This is a genomic window from Streptomyces sp. NPDC051662 (assembly GCF_040681655.1).
Classification (GTDB): Bacteria; Actinomycetota; Actinomycetes; order Streptomycetales; family Streptomycetaceae; genus Streptomyces.
In genome coordinates this window covers 48092-62615 of record NZ_JBFAZD010000032.1, presented here as the reverse complement: position 1 = coordinate 62615, position 14524 = coordinate 48092, and the positions used below count along the sequence as shown (strand labels likewise).

Below are 14524 nucleotides of genomic sequence, written 5' to 3'. Positions count from 1 at the left end.
CAAAGAAACGTTCACGCAGGCCACAGCGCATCCAGGACGCCGGGCTCGGGGAACCCTTGCCACGGGAAACCGACCTTCGGTTCCCCGGAAAGGCCGGCATGCTCAAGCTCAACCGAATCACCGCCCTCACCCTCGCCCCCGCGGCAGCCCTCGCCCTCTACGCCGGGACCGCCACTGCCGCATCGGCGCCCGCCGCCCTGCCCGCTCAGGGGAGCACGCTCTCGGCGACGGCGCCCGCGGCAGCTGCCCAGAACGGTGCGGTGCGGAAGGTCACCGCGTTCTTCGACCAGTACAAGAGCGCGGTCGAAGGCACCAATCCCGATATGAACCCGCGTGAAGTCCGCAACGAGTTCCTCACCGCCCGACTCAACGCGCGGCTCGACACATGGGCCGATGAACACTCCGCCGACCCCGTCTTCCGCGCGCAGAACGTCCCGCAGGACCGGTCCGTCGCGCTCGGAGCAAGCAACCCTCGTACGACCACGGTGATCGTCACCCAGTACTGGCGCGGCAGCGACCCGACGAAGGTCCGCTACACCGTTCCCACTCCCGGAGGGAAGATCATCGACATCCAGGGCGCGTAGAGACAGCCCAGGAAACCCCGAATGCGGGCCGGGAGCCATCCCACCCATTGATCCCGGTCCCCATGCGTCCGTCTTCTCACTAATAGGAGGAGGCGGACGCACGCGACTCCGAGCTTGATTCGTCAACGCCTCTGTGACCCACCGCCAGGAGACCGTGACCCGCCTCCTTGTGTCTCCGTTCCGCCAGCACCTCGCCGCTTCCGGACAGGCCCGACATCAACCGGTTCATCACCTCGATGAAGGTGTGGATGCGCGGCCTCGGCCGGCACCTGACCTGCCCCCGCTACGGGTAGCCCGTCCCGCGCGCGGTAACGCGCGCCCGTTACCTACCAGAACGCCCCTGCCGGGACCTTGCCGGCGGGGGCGTCTGACCTCACTTCGCGGTGTCTCACGAGGAACTCGTGAGCACCCACAACTGCCACACCCCGGCCGCCCGGCACTCGTCCCTCTGCACGTTCCCGCCGTTCGCGAGATACCACCGGCCCCGGGCCTGGCAGGCGCCCAGATCCGCGAAGTCCTCCACGTGGCTCCAACCGGTGGCGGCCGTCACGGTTGCAGCGGTCGCGTTCGCCCCGGCCGCCACTGCCGAGACCGCCAGCACCGCCGCCACCGCGGCGGCCACTGCCGTGGCCCTTCTCCTGAGATTCATACTTGTCCTTCCTGGTGTGCGACGGCCGACGCGGGGCGTCGGCAAGTACGTCGACATACCTATTGCACGAGCGCACCGCGCTCATTTCGGACGAATGCCCTTCCCGGGCCGAATGCCCGTACCGTTCCCCTGCACGGACCACATGTGAGGCGAGGAGCGCAGGGTTCTGTCCACGGGCCCGCCGTCCTCGGTGCGGGACCGCGAGACGCAGGTCAGTCAGCCGCCACAGCGGTACCTGATGCCCGACGGGCCCTCCGACGCCTTCAAAAGCGCGATGAGCGATGTCCCCGATCCGCCGCCCGATGCCAAGTCGCCACGGTTCGCGAAGGGGTAGCGGCATAGGCAGAGGGGAAAACCCCTGGCCTTCGGATTCGAGCAACAACAACTTGCCGACGTGGTCTAGCGTTGGCCCTTCTCATCCTTGACGACGGGGGGCACCCGCGGTGATCGGTCTGAAGGAAGCCATCCAGGCGACGTATGACGAGCTGACGGCTGCGGCACACGGGGGCGCCAATAGCCCCCTGCGCTTTCAGTACAGCAGCATCGAGCTGGAGATGACCATCGCCATGAGCGACTCACGAGAGCGCCAGGGCGGACTGAAGGTCTGGGTCTTGGACGGCTTTCGGAAGCGGATTCGCGGCAAGACCTCTACGCACACGGTCCGGGTCACCATTGAGCCGCACACCTCCGCCGTGGGCGAAGTCGCCTACACGGTGCACGAGTGATCATCTCCAGAGCGCCCGGGTTCCAGACGCCCTTGCCGGTCACGGCGGAGGTCTGGTGGAGCCTGCGCGGCCCCGGGGAGAAGGAGAGGGCGAGATACTTTTGGGCGCGGGTCGCGGCCACGTAGAAGAGTCGGCGCTCGTCGGGTGTTCCTCGCGGACGCCGACCTCGCCCAGGAAACGCTGGTAGGTGCCCTGGATCGTGTAGGTGTTCCAGGGCATGCCCTCTGCCCAGCCGCGGGCCTCGTCGAGGATCTTCCCACCCCCCCCGGCGCTTCAGGGCCTCATCGCGGAGCCCGAGCCGGGCGTCCGTCCACGCCGTGACGACGGCGTCGTGGCCTGGACCTCGGGCGTCTGGAACAGGCTGCTCAGGCCCTTGATGATGTAGCGGATGCCCCGGGCGCGCATCTCGGTGACCAGCGAGTTGGCGTCGCCCGACACGCTGCGGAAGAGGACGGCGAAGTCCGAGTACGCCAGGCCCCGTGCCGGCACGCCGGCGCGGTCGGTGAAGGGCTGGCCGATCATCCACTCGATGCGGTCGCAGATCCACGCGGCCTCATCCTGTGGTGGCCGGCAGCTCGCCGCGGTCATAGCTCTGGTGGCTGCTAGTGATCATTGACTTGCTCAGCCGACGCGCGGGATCGATGCCCTCCGCCACCCGGCGTGCAAGGTCCACCGCCGCCTTGACGAGCGGAAGTTCTCGCTGAGTGTCACGGTCTTGGCGCTGCTGTGGCGGGTGGTGAACGTCAGGACATTGTTCACCGCGCTTGCGCGCCGCTGGTAGATCGTCTGGTCGTCGTCCCCCACGACGCATAGGTTCGCGCCGCACTGGATGAGGCCGGCGATCAACTGTTCCTGGACGGGGTTGGTGTCCTGGTATTCGTCCACCACCACGACGTAGCGGACAGTTTCCTGCACGTGCGCGGGCAGATTGACCACGGGTTCGGTGGCCGACCCTCCCGTACTTGGCGGGAGCTGTAGTCGAGGTAGTGAAGGCGCTGGAGCAATGCCTGGTGACTGCTCGGGTCGTTGAGCCCGTGCGACGGCAACTCGTACTGGTCGATCCCGTCCCCTCGGAGCATGCCGAAATCCCGATGGCAGAGACGGGAGTTGACGTACCGCTTCATCGGGCGAGTCGGGCTTCCCTTGGTACGGATCTGTGTCGTCGCGGTCGATCAGAACACGAGCCTGCACATCGCTGAGGACAGTGCGTTTGAACGTTTCCGGCACCTGAGACTGCAGCCTGCTCAAGGCATAGTCGTGCATGGTGCCGACGAAAAGCTCGGCCAATCCACGGACATCTCCCAGTTCTTCTCGGACGCGAGAGAGACGATGCGCTGCTTCGGCTCTCCGGCCGTCCGGTCGGTGAACGTGAAGGCGACAATGTGCCGCGGCTCCACGCTGGGCAGTCGGAGCAACTCCACCATCCGCCGGGCGATGACTTCGGTCTTTCCGGATCCAGCGCACGCGACGATTCCCAGGTGCCGGTCCACGGTGTTGATCGCTGCCGGCTGATTCGGGGTTGGGGCTGAGGGAGGCGGCGGTACGTGCCGTGGGCCGGCCCGGCGGCCGTACGGAAGTTCCCGGCCAGGAACGGAAGCCCGGCTATTTGCGGGCGGGCTCACCGATGAACAGCAACGACAGTTGCATTCCGTGTTCGATGGCGGCGACGGCCTGACGTATGCGGCGTTCCTGTATTGGCTCTGTTCACGAGAACGGGTTCTGCCTCGCTTTCCGTGATGTGCGCACGCTGAGTGACGGTTGATGCTCCGGTCGAGCTCCGGGAGGTTGCCTGAAAATGACCAGGGCCGATCTTGATGTGGATCGACAGTACTGCGTCGTGGAAGAGATGGCGTCCCGCCTGGAGGGCCTGCTGTTACCGTCCATCGCGGACGTGTCGGTGCTGTCGCTGGACGTGAGCCACGAGGCGATACGCATCGGCCGTCTGCAGTACGGCGGACGGGGCGGCATGCCCGGACTGTGGGAGCGAGTCGACCCGGGTGCACAGCTCTTACCTGCGGTTTCCAGCGGACGTGCCGAGGGGGGACGTCTGGTGGTCCTGCAACTGCGAGTCCGGCGGTTCTTCTGTCCGGAGCCGTCGTGTGCTCGGCGGACGTTCGCTGAGCAGATGCCGGGACTGACCCGGCGGCACAGCAGGTGGACGGAGCGGTTGCGGTCGACTCTCGCCGCAGTGGGTCTCGCCCCTGCCGGCCGGGCCGGCGCCCGGATGGCTCGGGCGTTCGGGGTGTCCATCAGCCGCAGCGCGGTGTTGCGGCTGATCGATGCATTGCCTGAACCCGCAGTCCCGGCCACGCGAGTGGTGGGGGTTGATGAGTACGCCACATGCAAAGGACGGGTCTACGGCACGGTGCTCGTCGACGTCGAGACCCGTCGGCCGGTGGATCTGCTGCCCGACCGAGAGGCGTCCAGCCTGGCCGCATGGCTGGTGAAGCGTCCCGGGATCGAGATCATCTGCCGGGACCGCGCGCCGTTCTTCGCGGAAGGCGCCATAGCCGGGGCACCACAGGCGACGCGGGTCGCCGACCGCTGGCATTGGTGGCACAACCTCGGGGAGGCCGCCGAGCGGGCTGTCGCCCGCCACCGCCAGTGCCTTCGCGTCCTGCTCCCCGATCGCGAGGCGAAGGCCGACGAACCGACGCCGCCCGAGGAGAAGGCGAACTCTCCATGGCGGAGCGAGCGATTCGCCAACCGCGTCCGAGCCCGGCACGCCACGGTCCACGCGCTGCTGGAAGCCGGTCACAGCCGCCGTTCCATCGGGCGTCAGCTCCAGATGACCCACTGCACCGTCAAGAGCCTCGCCGACGCTGCGAAGCCGGAGGACCTCTTTCGCGGCCAGTGGCAGCACAACAGGACCTCCGTCCTCGGTGAGTACAAGCCCTACCTGGACGAACGGTGAGACCAAGGCTGTACCAACGCCTGGAAGCTCTGGGAGGAGATCGTTCCGTTGGGCTATCGAGGCAGCTATGGCCGGGTCAGCGCCTATCTGCGAGGGAAGCGCACCTCGCCACGGCCGGTCACCGCGCAACCGCCGGCACCCCGCGTGGTGACAAGATGGATCCTCAGCCGACCCGAGACGCTTACCTCTATCGAACAGCTCCGGCTCAGGGCCGTCCTTGCCAACTGCCCTGAACTCGACGCCCTGACCGGTCACGTCCGGTCCTTCGCCCAAATGCTCACCGAGCGGCAGGGGGAACGTCTCCCGCAGTGGCTCGACGCCGTCCGCCAGGACGACCTGCCCAGCCTCCACACTCTCGCGGCCGGCATCGACCGAGACCGCGACGCGGTCATCGCCGGCCTGACCCTGCCCTGGAACTCCGGCGTCGTCGAAGGACACGTCAACAGGATCAAGATGCTCAAGCGCCAGATGTTCGGCCGAGCCGGTTTCAGCCTGCTACGCAAGCGCGTATTGCTGGCCACCTGATCAACCACCCGGCTCTCGGTGATAGGACTTCCCTCTACGGAAAGATGATGCAAAGGCGACAGCGTGGACGCAGTAGTAGCGATCAGCTTGATCCGCATGGCCGCTGCAGACTTGGCCATGGAACCTTGGCAGCGCCCCTCGGACGCTTACCTGGTCCAGTTGGGCCTGGACGCCCTGATGGCCGACATCGAGGCTCCCTCGCTTCCCCTGCTGGCTGGCCTCGCGCGTGGTGAGTATCCCCAGGCCCGCGAGCTGTTCGACCTTGTACTGGAAGAGTTGGTTCTACTGCCGCTGACCTCGGAAGATCTTGCCAAGGCGCGATGGACCGCGGCCCAGTGGTGGGCCGGCCAGATCGTGGCGTGCCAACTCGATCCCGTGCAGGGAGCGAAGCTGATCTATGAGGAAGCTGCAGCCGAACTCGACTACCCCGACGCGCTGCAACCCTTCGTTGATCTGGCGAGAGCGCTCGACCTGCCGAACGATCAACCTCCTGACCAGCAGCACATTCGCGACCGGGTCACCTCCGCGGCGCGAGACTTTCTCGCCACAGAAGCGCGCCAGAACCACAGCCTTTGAGCTACGTCGCATGACCCACCGTGACCGATTCACGGAAATCGAGCCAGACCCGAGAACGGGGCAGCACTTGTTCGCGGGTTTGGGAGGCAGTCGGCTTTCGCTGGGAATCGAAATATTCACGGGCTGGACAGCACCGGCGATCGGGCCGGTGCCCTGGGGGTGCGCACGTCGCCGGGGGAGTCCGGTTCGGCGGCGGAGGTCAGCGGTATGCGGCGAGGAAGGTCCGGACGCCCGCGTCGGCGTAGTGGTCGAGTTCGGGCTGGGTGTGCTGTGGGCTGCCGTGGAACATGGCCCTGTTCACCGGGATCCACAGCAGCAGGCCGGAGAAGTGGTTGGCGGCCAGAAGAGGGTCGTCGATCCGCAGCATTCCCCGGTCGGCCAGGCGGTGGAAAGTGTCGGCCAGAGTGGCCAGTACGCGCTCGAATCCCTGCTCGTACCAGGTGGCGCCCAGGTCGGGGAAAGCGTCGGCGTTGGCGATGATGAGGCGCCGCAGTTGGAGCACCTGGGGCTGAGTGAGCGTGGTCAGGAACTGGCGGGCCAGCCGAAGCAGGTTCTCCTCCAGTGCGTCCGCGTCGATGGGGATGCCGGCCACCAGGTCGATCACGGCCTCGATCCGGTCGGTGGTGGCCAGGACGATCTCGGCGAACAGCTTCTCCTTGTCAGCGAAGTGCTTGTACACCGTCTGCTTGGACACGGCGGCCAGCTTGGCGATGTCGTCCATGCTCGTGCCGGCGTAGCCCTTCGCCATGAACACCGCTGTCGCGGCCTCCACGATCGCCTGGTGCTTACGGGCCGAGCGTCCGCCGGGTTCGTTTGCTTCCATGTCGCCTCCGAGCAAGGGTACTGGACAGTCCAGTTCCATCGCCAGTACTGTACCGTCCAGTTCGCCAGTACTGGACAGTCCAGTTCTGAGTGCAGCTTCGGGTTTAGGGGGATCTCATATGACTCAGGCAATCCGTATACCGGCTACCAGCCGTGTTGCCTCGGCTCCGTTCGCCACTCGCGCGCTACTCGCCTGCGGGGCGGTGGCAGGACCGCTGTTCCTGTCGGTGGGGGTGCTCGGGGGCCTGACGCGTACCGGCTTCGACTTCAGCCGCAATGCCATCAGCCAGCTCAGCCTCGGTTCGCTGGGCTGGATCCAGGTCGCAGGCTTCCTGGTCACCGGCGCGCTGGTCATTGCTGGCGCGATGGGGCTGCGGCGGGCGATCGGCGGCACGGCCGGAGGCACCTGGGTGCCGTGCTTGGTCGGCGTCTTCGGTGCGTCCTTCCTGCTCGCGGGAGTCTTCAAGGCGGACCCGGGTGCGGGCTTCCCGGCCGGCACACCGGACGGTCCGGCCGCGCTGAGCGGGCACGGAACGGTCCACATGCTCAGCGGCATGGTGGGCTACCTCGCGCTGTGCGCCGCGTTCCTCATGCTGGCCCGACACTTCGCTGCCCACGGCCGGCGCGGCTGGGCCCTGGCCTACCGCCTGCTGCCGCTAGGGGTCATCGCCGGGTTCGCCGCCTCCGCCACCACCGTGGCGGCCTTCACCGCCGCAGCCGGCCTCGGCCTGCTCGCGCTCACCGCAGCCACCGTCCGGCTGGCCGGCCCCGCGCCGACCTCACGGCGGTAGCGTCTCCAACTCCCGCTCGCACGGCAACAACCCGAGACCACAGCACTCAGACAGACAGGATGGTTCGTCATGACCGCACCGGTGAAAGGCCCCGCCAGCTACTTCCCGTCGATCGAGAAGAAGTACGGCCGCCCGATCGAGGAGTGGAAGGAGTTGATCCGCACCTCACCCCTGACCAAGCACATGGAACTCGTGGCATGGCTCAAGACCGAACACGGCCTCGGTCACGGGCACGCCAACGCCCTTGTCGCCCACACTCTCGCCGAGCGTGCCAGTAACTAGCCCCAGGTCGAGCATGAGTTCTGCGGGCGGCGGAACTCACGCCCGACCCGAGGTGCAGTCGGTTCTCGGGCTCTGGCTCACTTTCCGTGGAGGGCTGACTGAGTGTGATGTCAGTGGAGTGTGGTCAGATGGCCGGACTATGCGGCCTGTCGTGAACAACTCTGATCGAGTGCAGTGGCACTACACTCCCTTCGAGAGCGTGGGCCCGCTCCGACGGCACCACCCACTGGAACAACTCCCACAGCTCATCCGGCACCAGCCGCTCAACGATCCTAAGTAGCAGGTCAGACGGGGTGCGGCGTCGTCGTATCAGATGTCGCGGATGAGCGGGACGGTCCGTTCGTTACGCCGGGTCTCCGAGGTCGAGGATCCAAGTGCATGCGCTCAGCAACTCCCCGTGCTCCCCGCCTGTCGGGGCGGTGGCCGAACGGTGGCCGACGAAACCGTCAGGCCGGATCAGCAGCGCGCCCGTGGGCTCCAGTCCGTAGCGGGCGAGGAGATCCGAGACGGCTTCGTCCACCGGGGTCAGATCACGTCCCAGGGCAAGGCTCTTGAACGGGATTCCCAGTTCCTCCTGAATCCGTGTGGCGGCGGTCGCCCATGCCTCGCTGTTGTCAGGGCCCATGAACAGTACGAAGCCGCCGTCATAGAGATCGATCGTCGAGATCCTGGTCCCCCGGGAGAGCACCCAGGAGTGCGGCGCTCGTGCACTCGGGCGTGCGCTGGGCACGTACTCGGCGATGCTGGATTCGACGATCGGGGTGCCGTCCGGGATCACCGCACTGCTGTCGTACTGGAAGCCGAACTGGCGGCCGTGATTGGAGAGCACGTCCTGCTGGTCGAAGACGCTCGCGGCGATGGATTCCCGTACCCGCGCGCCCTCTTCGGTGTCGGCCTCGATGGCGGCGAGGAACTCCTTGTCATGGGTGAGGAAGCCGGTCTTCTCCATCGCGCGGGTGTTGTTCATGCACAGCTCGCCATTGGATTCCGCGACGGGAAGGCGCTCGGTCTCGTAGGTGTCCAGCAACCTGTCGCCCGCGTTCCAGCGGAGGCGTGCGACGAGTTTCCAGGCGAGGTTGTGGATGTCCTGTACGCCGCTGTTGAGGCCGAATCCGCCGTGGGGCGGGAAGTGGTGGCAGGAGTCGCCGGCGAGGAAGGCCCGGCCTGCGCGCCAGGTGTCCGCGACGGCCAGGTCATGTGTCCAGGTCCAGGTGTAGTGGATCTGGAACGGGATGGGCTCACCGATGGCCTGGAGGATTTCCTGTTCGCAGCGCTCGGGGGTCGCGGTGGCGGGGTCGACTCCGGGCGGGATGTCAAAGTTGTAGCGCCAGCGCGTGGGGCTGTCGCGCAGGAAGGCGCCCTGGGTGTCTTTGTTGGCGATCCAGACGAGGGGGATGACGCGGTCGCCGAGGTAGGGGTCGAGTTCGGCACTGAACTGGACGTTGACGGCGGTGCCGAGGGATTCCTGGCCGTGCTCGCCGATGCCGAGGGTACGGCGGACGATGCTGCGGATGCCGTCGGCGCCGATGACGTACTGCGCGGTAACGGAGTGCTTCTCGCCCTCGGTGTCGGTGTATTGGGCGAAAACCGAGTCCTCGCCGATGTCGAGGCTCACCACCTCCGAACTGAGGAGGATGGTGACGTTCTCCATCTCGTCGGCGGCCTCGGCGAGCAGTGGTTCGAACATATGCTGACCCACCGTCGACAGCCGCTCGGGAGAGTGCTGTCCGAGTTCCTGGAGTGCCTCTCCCGACTCCTCCACGGACAGTGAGCCGAACTCGATTCCGTTGAGTCGGGTTCGCCAGGCGATGGTAACGCCTGCCGGCGTGCCTGCCGTCAGCTCCCAGATCGGCTGGGACACCCCCCACTGCCGGAAGAGTTCCATGGTCCGGGCGTGGACACCGTTCGCCTTCGGATAGCGGGAGAACTGATCCCGGCGCTCCAGAACGAGCACCTTGACCCCGGCCCGGCCGAGTGCGAGGGCGCCACTCAGACCAACGGGTCCCGCCCCAATGATCAGAACTTCAGGTTCGTCACTCATGTCCGTCATGTCCGTGTCCCCTCATCGCGACGTCGGAAGTAGCGCTAGAAGGTGCTACACCGGATGGGCGCCTGCCGGTGCGGAGGTGATGTTGCAGCGCGCGACCGCGACCTGCGGCTTCACCTTCTCGATGGGTGCGGCTCTGCGTGCAGTTGCTCAGGCGCGGTGGCGGTGCGGTCGCAACGACGTCTCCATCGCTGGAACTATAGAAACCGTAGCACGCTATGGAAAAGATATCGACTGGATCGGGGCAGGGGGTGTGGCCTGATGGAGGGCCGATTCAGGGGTGGTCCGTCCTGGGTTTCGTCGGGCCCGGAGTGCGGCCCGCAGGGCGGTCGGCCGACCAGGCCGCGCCCCAGGACTCGACCGCGTCGAAGACGGGGGAGAGGCGCTTGCCGATGCCGGTGAGCTGGTAGCGGATCTCCACCGGGCGCCCGACGGTCACATTGCGCTCAACGATCCCGGCCGCCTCGAACTCCTTGAGTCGCTGGGAGAGCATCGCGTCGGTGATGCGTGGGATCCGGTCGCGCAGTTCACCGAAGCGGTGCGGTCCGTCGAACAGGCGCTGGAGGATCACTCCGTTCCAGCGTCGGCCGATCAGTTCGATGGCCGCGTGGAAGTCGGAGCATGACTGGCCGTGCCCGGTCGGATCGACTTGCTCCTCGGCTTTGCGCATGTGGCCATCGTAACCGCTAGTCGATTGATAGCTTGCTATAGGTTCCATAGTAACTAGTATGTTTGTAGTTGGCGGGATCGGTCCCGTCCGTCGAAAGGTCATGCCATGGCACCCGAGCCGCTCACCCCGCAGAACACCACGATCATCCTGGTTGACTACGCGGTCGGTTTCGCGAACCTGTTGCGATCCCACGACCTGGCCGAGCACGTCAACAACGTGGTCGGCCTGGCGAAGACCGCCAAGTTCTTCCGGAGCGGGCTGGTTGTGACCAACGGTCTGCCGTCCAAGCCCTCCGGCCCGCTCTACCCGCAGCTGCTCGATGTCATCGGCGACGAGCCGGTGATCGAGCGCCCCGGCTTTTTCGACTGCTTCCGTGACGAGGCGTTCGCCGAGGCCGTCCGCAAGACCGGCCGGCGCAAGCTGGTCATCGGCGGAGTCTCCACCGAGGGCTGTGTGCTCCAGACGGTGCTCGGGGCGCTGCGCGCGGGCTACGAGGCGCATGTCGTCGTCGACGCGAGCGCGAGCCTGACGGTCGAGACCCACCGGAACTCCATCCAGCGCCTGGTGCAGGCCGGCGCGGTACCGGTCACCTGGTTCTCCGTGGCCGGTGAGTTCCAGGCCGACCATCGTGCCCCCACGGCACCGGTGTACCAGCAGATCATGCGCGAGCATGTTCCGGCGATGAGCAAGGCAGTTGACCTGTACGCCACGACGCGCGAGCAGGTACTGAAGCAGGAAGCCGCGCTCACCGGCTCGTGAGCGGGCGGCTGCGACGGTCGCCGGACGGCGGACGAGGGGCGGGCCCGACGGACACTCCGTAGGGCCCGCCCTTCGTGTGCGGCAGTCGAACCGGCGGCGCTCGATGGATGGCTACTCGGCGTACACCGGCACCGGGTGGCGCCGTACGAAGTCCAGGGCCACGGCCACGGCCACGGCCCGGTACGGGTACCGGTCCCCGATGACTTCACGTCCCGGCAGTCCGCGGTAGTCAGCGTCGGCCAGTGCTTCGCGGATGGCGTCGAAGTCCGGTTCTCCGGTGCCGGGGGAGTGGCGGTGACCAGTTCGGCGGCACGGGGCAGACGGGGAGCAAGTAGCCGGGGTTTTCATGAGTGTTGAGCGGCTCGATCAGAATCGATGAGCCCAGGCGACGGGCCTCGGCGGTGCGGACGGCCGCCGCGATGCTTGCCCGGCGGCGGCCTCGATGCCCGCCACACCCAGCTGTTCGGCAAGGGCGTCCTCCCGCAGCTCGCGGCGTGCCACCAGGGCGACACGGAAGCCCTCGCGGCCGAAGCGGCGGGCGAGGGAGGTCCCGGTCCCGGGGCCGGCGCCGAAGACAGCGATCACTTTCGACATGGGAAGCACCTTTGCCAGGAGTTATCTTGACCATGGGGTCAAATGGTGTTCGGAGGGTACGTGCGACCATGAACACCGACCACATGACCAGGAGGAACACCGGATGCGGGCCGACGCGCAACGCAACGCGGAGAAGCTGCGAAAAGCGGCTGCCGAGCTGTTCCAGGAGCGCGGTCTTCAGGCGCCTTTGAAGGAGATCGCCCGGCGGGCCGGAGTGAGCCACGGCACCCTGTACAACCTCTTCGGTACACGTGAGGCGCTGATTGACGACGTCGTCGCCGACCTCGCCGCGGAGCGGCTGGGGGAGGTGGCCCGTGAGGCCCTGGCCCATGAGGACGCCTGGGACGGATTCGCGTACTACATCGAGAAGATCTGCGAGCTGCAGGTCAGCGACCCGGCGATGGGCGATGTCGTCACCGGGCGCTACCCGGACGCCGAGCGGCTGATGGCCGTGTGCGAGAGCGCCCGCGTCGACAGCATGCGGATCATCGAGCGCGCCCAGCGGGCCGGCGGTCTGCGCCCGGACTTCACCGGCGGGGACATGGTGTTCGTCTTCGGCACCAACGCCCTGATCGGCCGCGCTGCCAGGGACACCGCCCCCGACGCCTGGCGTCGGGGCATCGCCTTCCTTCTCGACGGCCTGCGCACCCAGGCCGCCCACCCCCTGCCCACCGCCCCGCTGACCCCGCGGCAGCTCCACGAGGTGATGACCAAGGTCACCAGCGCCTCGTGACCCTTCATGCATGGCCCGAGTCGGGGGGCGGGATCGGAGGCTCCGGTTGAAGACCTCATGGGGGTCATAACGTCCCTTCGTCTTCCGCGGCCGGTCCAAGGTGGGCTCGGGGAACGCCTCCCGCCCCTCCCGCCCGACCGCGCGATCGACAGTGACTGCCGAGCGCATCTTGACCCAAGGGTCAAGATGTGTGCTACGGTCGCATGGAAGTCGACCCATGGGTCAAGATATCTGTGAGGGGTAGGCGTATGTCGAAGGTGATCGCCGTGTTCGGAGCCGGGACCGGCCTGGGTGTGTCCCTGGCCCGCCGGTTCGGCCGTGAGGGATTCCGGGTCGCCTTGGTCGCCCGCCGCAAGGACAGGCTGGACGCCCTCGTCGCACAGCTCGCCGAGGAAGGCATCGAGGCCGCGGCATTCCCCGGCGACCTGTCTCTCCCCGCGCAAGCCCCGGCCCTCGTCGATGCCATCCGGGAGCGCTACGGGCGGATCGACGTCGTCGAGTACGGACCCGTCGCCGGCGACATGGCCTTCACCCCCGCCACTCAACTCGACGCCACCACACTGGAGCAGCACGCACGGCTCCTGCTCCTCACACCCGTGGAACTCTTCCGCACCGTACTGCCCGAGATGACCGCGCGCGGCGACGGCGCCCTCCTCATGACCACCGGCTACACCGCCGTACAACCCATGCCTTTCATGAGCGGTCCCGGCCCCCTCTCCGCGGCAGCCCGCAACTACCTCTACTCCCTCAATGGCGAGCTCAAAGACACCGGCGTCTACGCCGGCACCCTCACCATTGCCACCATGATCACCGGCAGCGAAGCCGCCGAGCGGGCCCAGAGCGGCGACACCAAAGGCGTCACCGGCCACATCCCCACCGTCCACCCCGACGAACTCGCCCAGCACTACTGGGACATGTACACCCAACGCGACCGCACTGAACAAGCCCACCCCGCACAACTCACCCCACCCAACAACACCCCCATCTGGACCCCCACGGCTGACGCCAACGGATAACGTCCCGCGCTCCCGCACCCCGTCACCGGCTTGTTGATGCGAGCCGGCAATGCCGACGTACTCGCACCCGTGCTGTAGCGCGGGTGCCACCCCACGTACAAAGGAGCCAGAGCCATGACCACAGGAACTCCCTCCGACTCTTCGTTCGGCGGGCCCGTCGTCCTGGTCCATGGGATCGCCACGAACACGGAAGCGCTCTGGCGCAGGGCCGGATGGATCGACGCCTTCGAGAGCGTGGGCCGCACGGTCATCGGCCTGGACCTTCCCGGGCACGGCACCGAGACGGACAACCCTGACCGGGATCCCGTCGACGCCCTGCTCGAACTGGCCACGAAGTACGGCTCGATTGACGCCGTCGGGTTTTCCGTAGGTGCTTGGGCCGTACTGACCGCGGCCACCGAGCGGCCGGAGCTCTTCCACCGCATCGCACTGCTGGGCGCCGCGGACTCGGTGCTCACTGGAGGGTTGCACACCCCGGTGATGCAGGCTCCCATGGTCGCTGTTCTCCGTGCGGATGAGGTGCCTGCGGACAATCTGATGGCGATCGCGATGCGCGCGATGGTGGCGGACGCCGGAAACGACCGCGACGCGGTGGCGACCTACCTCGAAACGGAGAAGCGCTTCTGCACACGTGAATCCCTCGCGGCCGTCACTTCCCCCACTCTGCTGGTTCAGGGAGGTGACGACGAGGCCGGTCCGTCCACGATGCTCGCGCAGACGATCCCCCACACGGAACTACTGTCCGTCGACCACGCGCGCCACTTCGAAATCCCCACCAGCGAACAGGCGTTGACGGCCGCGACCGCGTTCATCGGCGCGGCGAGTTGACGCTGTCGC

General features: G+C 67.1%; 19 protein-coding genes and 1 pseudogene. 11 read left to right on the top strand and 9 right to left on the bottom strand.

Annotation, left to right across the window (positions count from 1 at the left end; translation table 11 throughout):
• Positions 1-98 precede the first annotated feature (98 nt).
• Complete coding sequence (locus AB0M67_RS35430) at positions 99-584, top strand: hypothetical protein (protein ID WP_365751698.1); 486 nt, start codon at positions 99-101, stop codon at positions 582-584.
• 388 nt (positions 585-972) lie between these two features.
• Here AB0M67_RS35430 and AB0M67_RS35425 read toward each other — a convergent pair whose 3' ends face one another.
• Positions 973-1233, bottom strand: a complete 261-nt coding sequence (locus AB0M67_RS35425) for a hypothetical protein (protein ID WP_365751697.1) — start codon at positions 1231-1233, stop codon at positions 973-975.
• 443 nt (positions 1234-1676) lie between these two features.
• Between AB0M67_RS35425 and AB0M67_RS35420 the strand changes: the two genes are divergently transcribed.
• Positions 1677-1958, top strand: coding sequence for a trypco2 family protein (locus AB0M67_RS35420; RefSeq protein ID WP_365751696.1), 282 nt, complete (start codon positions 1677-1679; stop codon positions 1956-1958).
• Between the two features lie 273 nt (positions 1959-2231).
• Here the strand turns inward: AB0M67_RS35420 and AB0M67_RS35415 are convergent, their stop codons facing one another.
• The 3 genes from AB0M67_RS35415 to AB0M67_RS35405 all read right to left on the bottom strand — a co-directional run bounded on the left by AB0M67_RS35415 (position 2232) and on the right by AB0M67_RS35405 (position 3448).
• Entirely contained in the window at positions 2232-2546 is a 315-nt protein-coding gene (locus AB0M67_RS35415; RefSeq protein WP_365751694.1) for a hypothetical protein, read from the bottom strand.
• 33 nt (positions 2547-2579) lie between these two features.
• Positions 2580-2894: a UvrD-helicase domain-containing protein gene (locus AB0M67_RS35410; protein WP_365751693.1), complete on the bottom strand. Its 315-nt coding sequence runs from the start codon at positions 2892-2894 to the stop codon at positions 2580-2582.
• A 308-nt stretch (positions 2895-3202) separates the two neighbouring features.
• Complete coding sequence (locus tag AB0M67_RS35405; RefSeq protein ID WP_365751692.1) at positions 3203-3448, bottom strand: UvrD-helicase domain-containing protein; 246 nt, start codon at positions 3446-3448, stop codon at positions 3203-3205.
• A gap of 305 nt (positions 3449-3753) precedes the next feature.
• On the opposite strand from AB0M67_RS35405, the gene AB0M67_RS35400 reads away from it, so the two are divergent.
• The 3 genes from AB0M67_RS35400 to AB0M67_RS35390 all read left to right on the top strand — a co-directional run bounded on the left by AB0M67_RS35400 (position 3754) and on the right by AB0M67_RS35390 (position 5973).
• On the top strand, positions 3754-4872 hold the full coding sequence (locus AB0M67_RS35400) for an ISL3 family transposase (RefSeq protein ID WP_365751691.1): 1119 nt from the start codon (positions 3754-3756) through the stop codon (positions 4870-4872).
• 48 nt (positions 4873-4920) lie between these two features.
• Positions 4921-5397, top strand: a complete 477-nt coding sequence (locus AB0M67_RS35395; RefSeq protein WP_365751690.1) for a transposase — start codon at positions 4921-4923, stop codon at positions 5395-5397.
• Positions 5398-5460: 63 nt separating this feature from the next.
• Positions 5461-5973 (top strand): hypothetical protein, encoded by a 513-nt coding sequence (locus AB0M67_RS35390; protein WP_365751689.1) that lies wholly within the window; start codon positions 5461-5463, stop codon positions 5971-5973.
• Between the two features lie 199 nt (positions 5974-6172).
• Here AB0M67_RS35390 and AB0M67_RS35385 read toward each other — a convergent pair whose 3' ends face one another.
• Entirely contained in the window at positions 6173-6796 is a 624-nt protein-coding gene (locus tag AB0M67_RS35385; RefSeq protein ID WP_365751688.1) for a TetR/AcrR family transcriptional regulator, read from the bottom strand.
• A 202-nt stretch (positions 6797-6998) separates the two neighbouring features.
• Between AB0M67_RS35385 and AB0M67_RS35380 the strand changes: the two genes are divergently transcribed.
• Both AB0M67_RS35380 and AB0M67_RS35375 read left to right on the top strand, forming a co-directional pair.
• On the top strand, positions 6999-7586 hold the full coding sequence (locus tag AB0M67_RS35380) for a DUF998 domain-containing protein (protein WP_365751687.1): 588 nt from the start codon (positions 6999-7001) through the stop codon (positions 7584-7586).
• Positions 7587-7655: 69 nt separating this feature from the next.
• The gene (locus AB0M67_RS35375) at positions 7656-7868 is read left to right on the top strand and encodes a DUF4287 domain-containing protein (protein ID WP_365751686.1); all 213 of its coding nucleotides are present in this window, start codon (positions 7656-7658) and stop codon (positions 7866-7868) included.
• A gap of 343 nt (positions 7869-8211) precedes the next feature.
• Here AB0M67_RS35375 and AB0M67_RS35370 read toward each other — a convergent pair whose 3' ends face one another.
• Positions 8212-9909: an FAD-dependent monooxygenase gene (locus tag AB0M67_RS35370; RefSeq protein WP_365751685.1), complete on the bottom strand. Its 1698-nt coding sequence runs from the start codon at positions 9907-9909 to the stop codon at positions 8212-8214.
• Positions 9910-10189: 280 nt separating this feature from the next.
• Positions 10190-10585: a helix-turn-helix domain-containing protein gene (locus AB0M67_RS35365; protein ID WP_365751684.1), complete on the bottom strand. Its 396-nt coding sequence runs from the start codon at positions 10583-10585 to the stop codon at positions 10190-10192.
• Positions 10586-10690: 105 nt separating this feature from the next.
• On the opposite strand from AB0M67_RS35365, the gene AB0M67_RS35360 reads away from it, so the two are divergent.
• Positions 10691-11344 (top strand): isochorismatase family protein, encoded by a 654-nt coding sequence (locus AB0M67_RS35360; protein WP_365751682.1) that lies wholly within the window; start codon positions 10691-10693, stop codon positions 11342-11344.
• 111 nt (positions 11345-11455) lie between these two features.
• Here the strand turns inward: AB0M67_RS35360 and AB0M67_RS35355 are convergent, their stop codons facing one another.
• Positions 11456-11692 (bottom strand): hypothetical protein, encoded by a 237-nt coding sequence (locus AB0M67_RS35355; protein WP_365751681.1) that lies wholly within the window; start codon positions 11690-11692, stop codon positions 11456-11458.
• Positions 11693-11776: 84 nt separating this feature from the next.
• Positions 11777-11938 (bottom strand): annotated as a pseudogene (locus tag AB0M67_RS35350) (SDR family NAD(P)-dependent oxidoreductase); the annotation flags it as partial.
• 103 nt (positions 11939-12041) lie between these two features.
• On the opposite strand from AB0M67_RS35350, the gene AB0M67_RS35345 reads away from it, so the two are divergent.
• The 3 genes from AB0M67_RS35345 to AB0M67_RS35335 all read left to right on the top strand — a co-directional run bounded on the left by AB0M67_RS35345 (position 12042) and on the right by AB0M67_RS35335 (position 14515).
• Entirely contained in the window at positions 12042-12671 is a 630-nt protein-coding gene (locus AB0M67_RS35345; RefSeq protein ID WP_365751680.1) for a helix-turn-helix domain-containing protein, read from the top strand.
• Positions 12672-12919: 248 nt separating this feature from the next.
• On the top strand, positions 12920-13687 hold the full coding sequence (locus tag AB0M67_RS35340; protein WP_365751679.1) for an SDR family NAD(P)-dependent oxidoreductase: 768 nt from the start codon (positions 12920-12922) through the stop codon (positions 13685-13687).
• 114 nt (positions 13688-13801) lie between these two features.
• Positions 13802-14515 (top strand): alpha/beta fold hydrolase, encoded by a 714-nt coding sequence (locus tag AB0M67_RS35335; RefSeq protein ID WP_365751678.1) that lies wholly within the window; start codon positions 13802-13804, stop codon positions 14513-14515.
• The last annotated feature ends 9 nt before the right edge of the window (positions 14516-14524 follow it).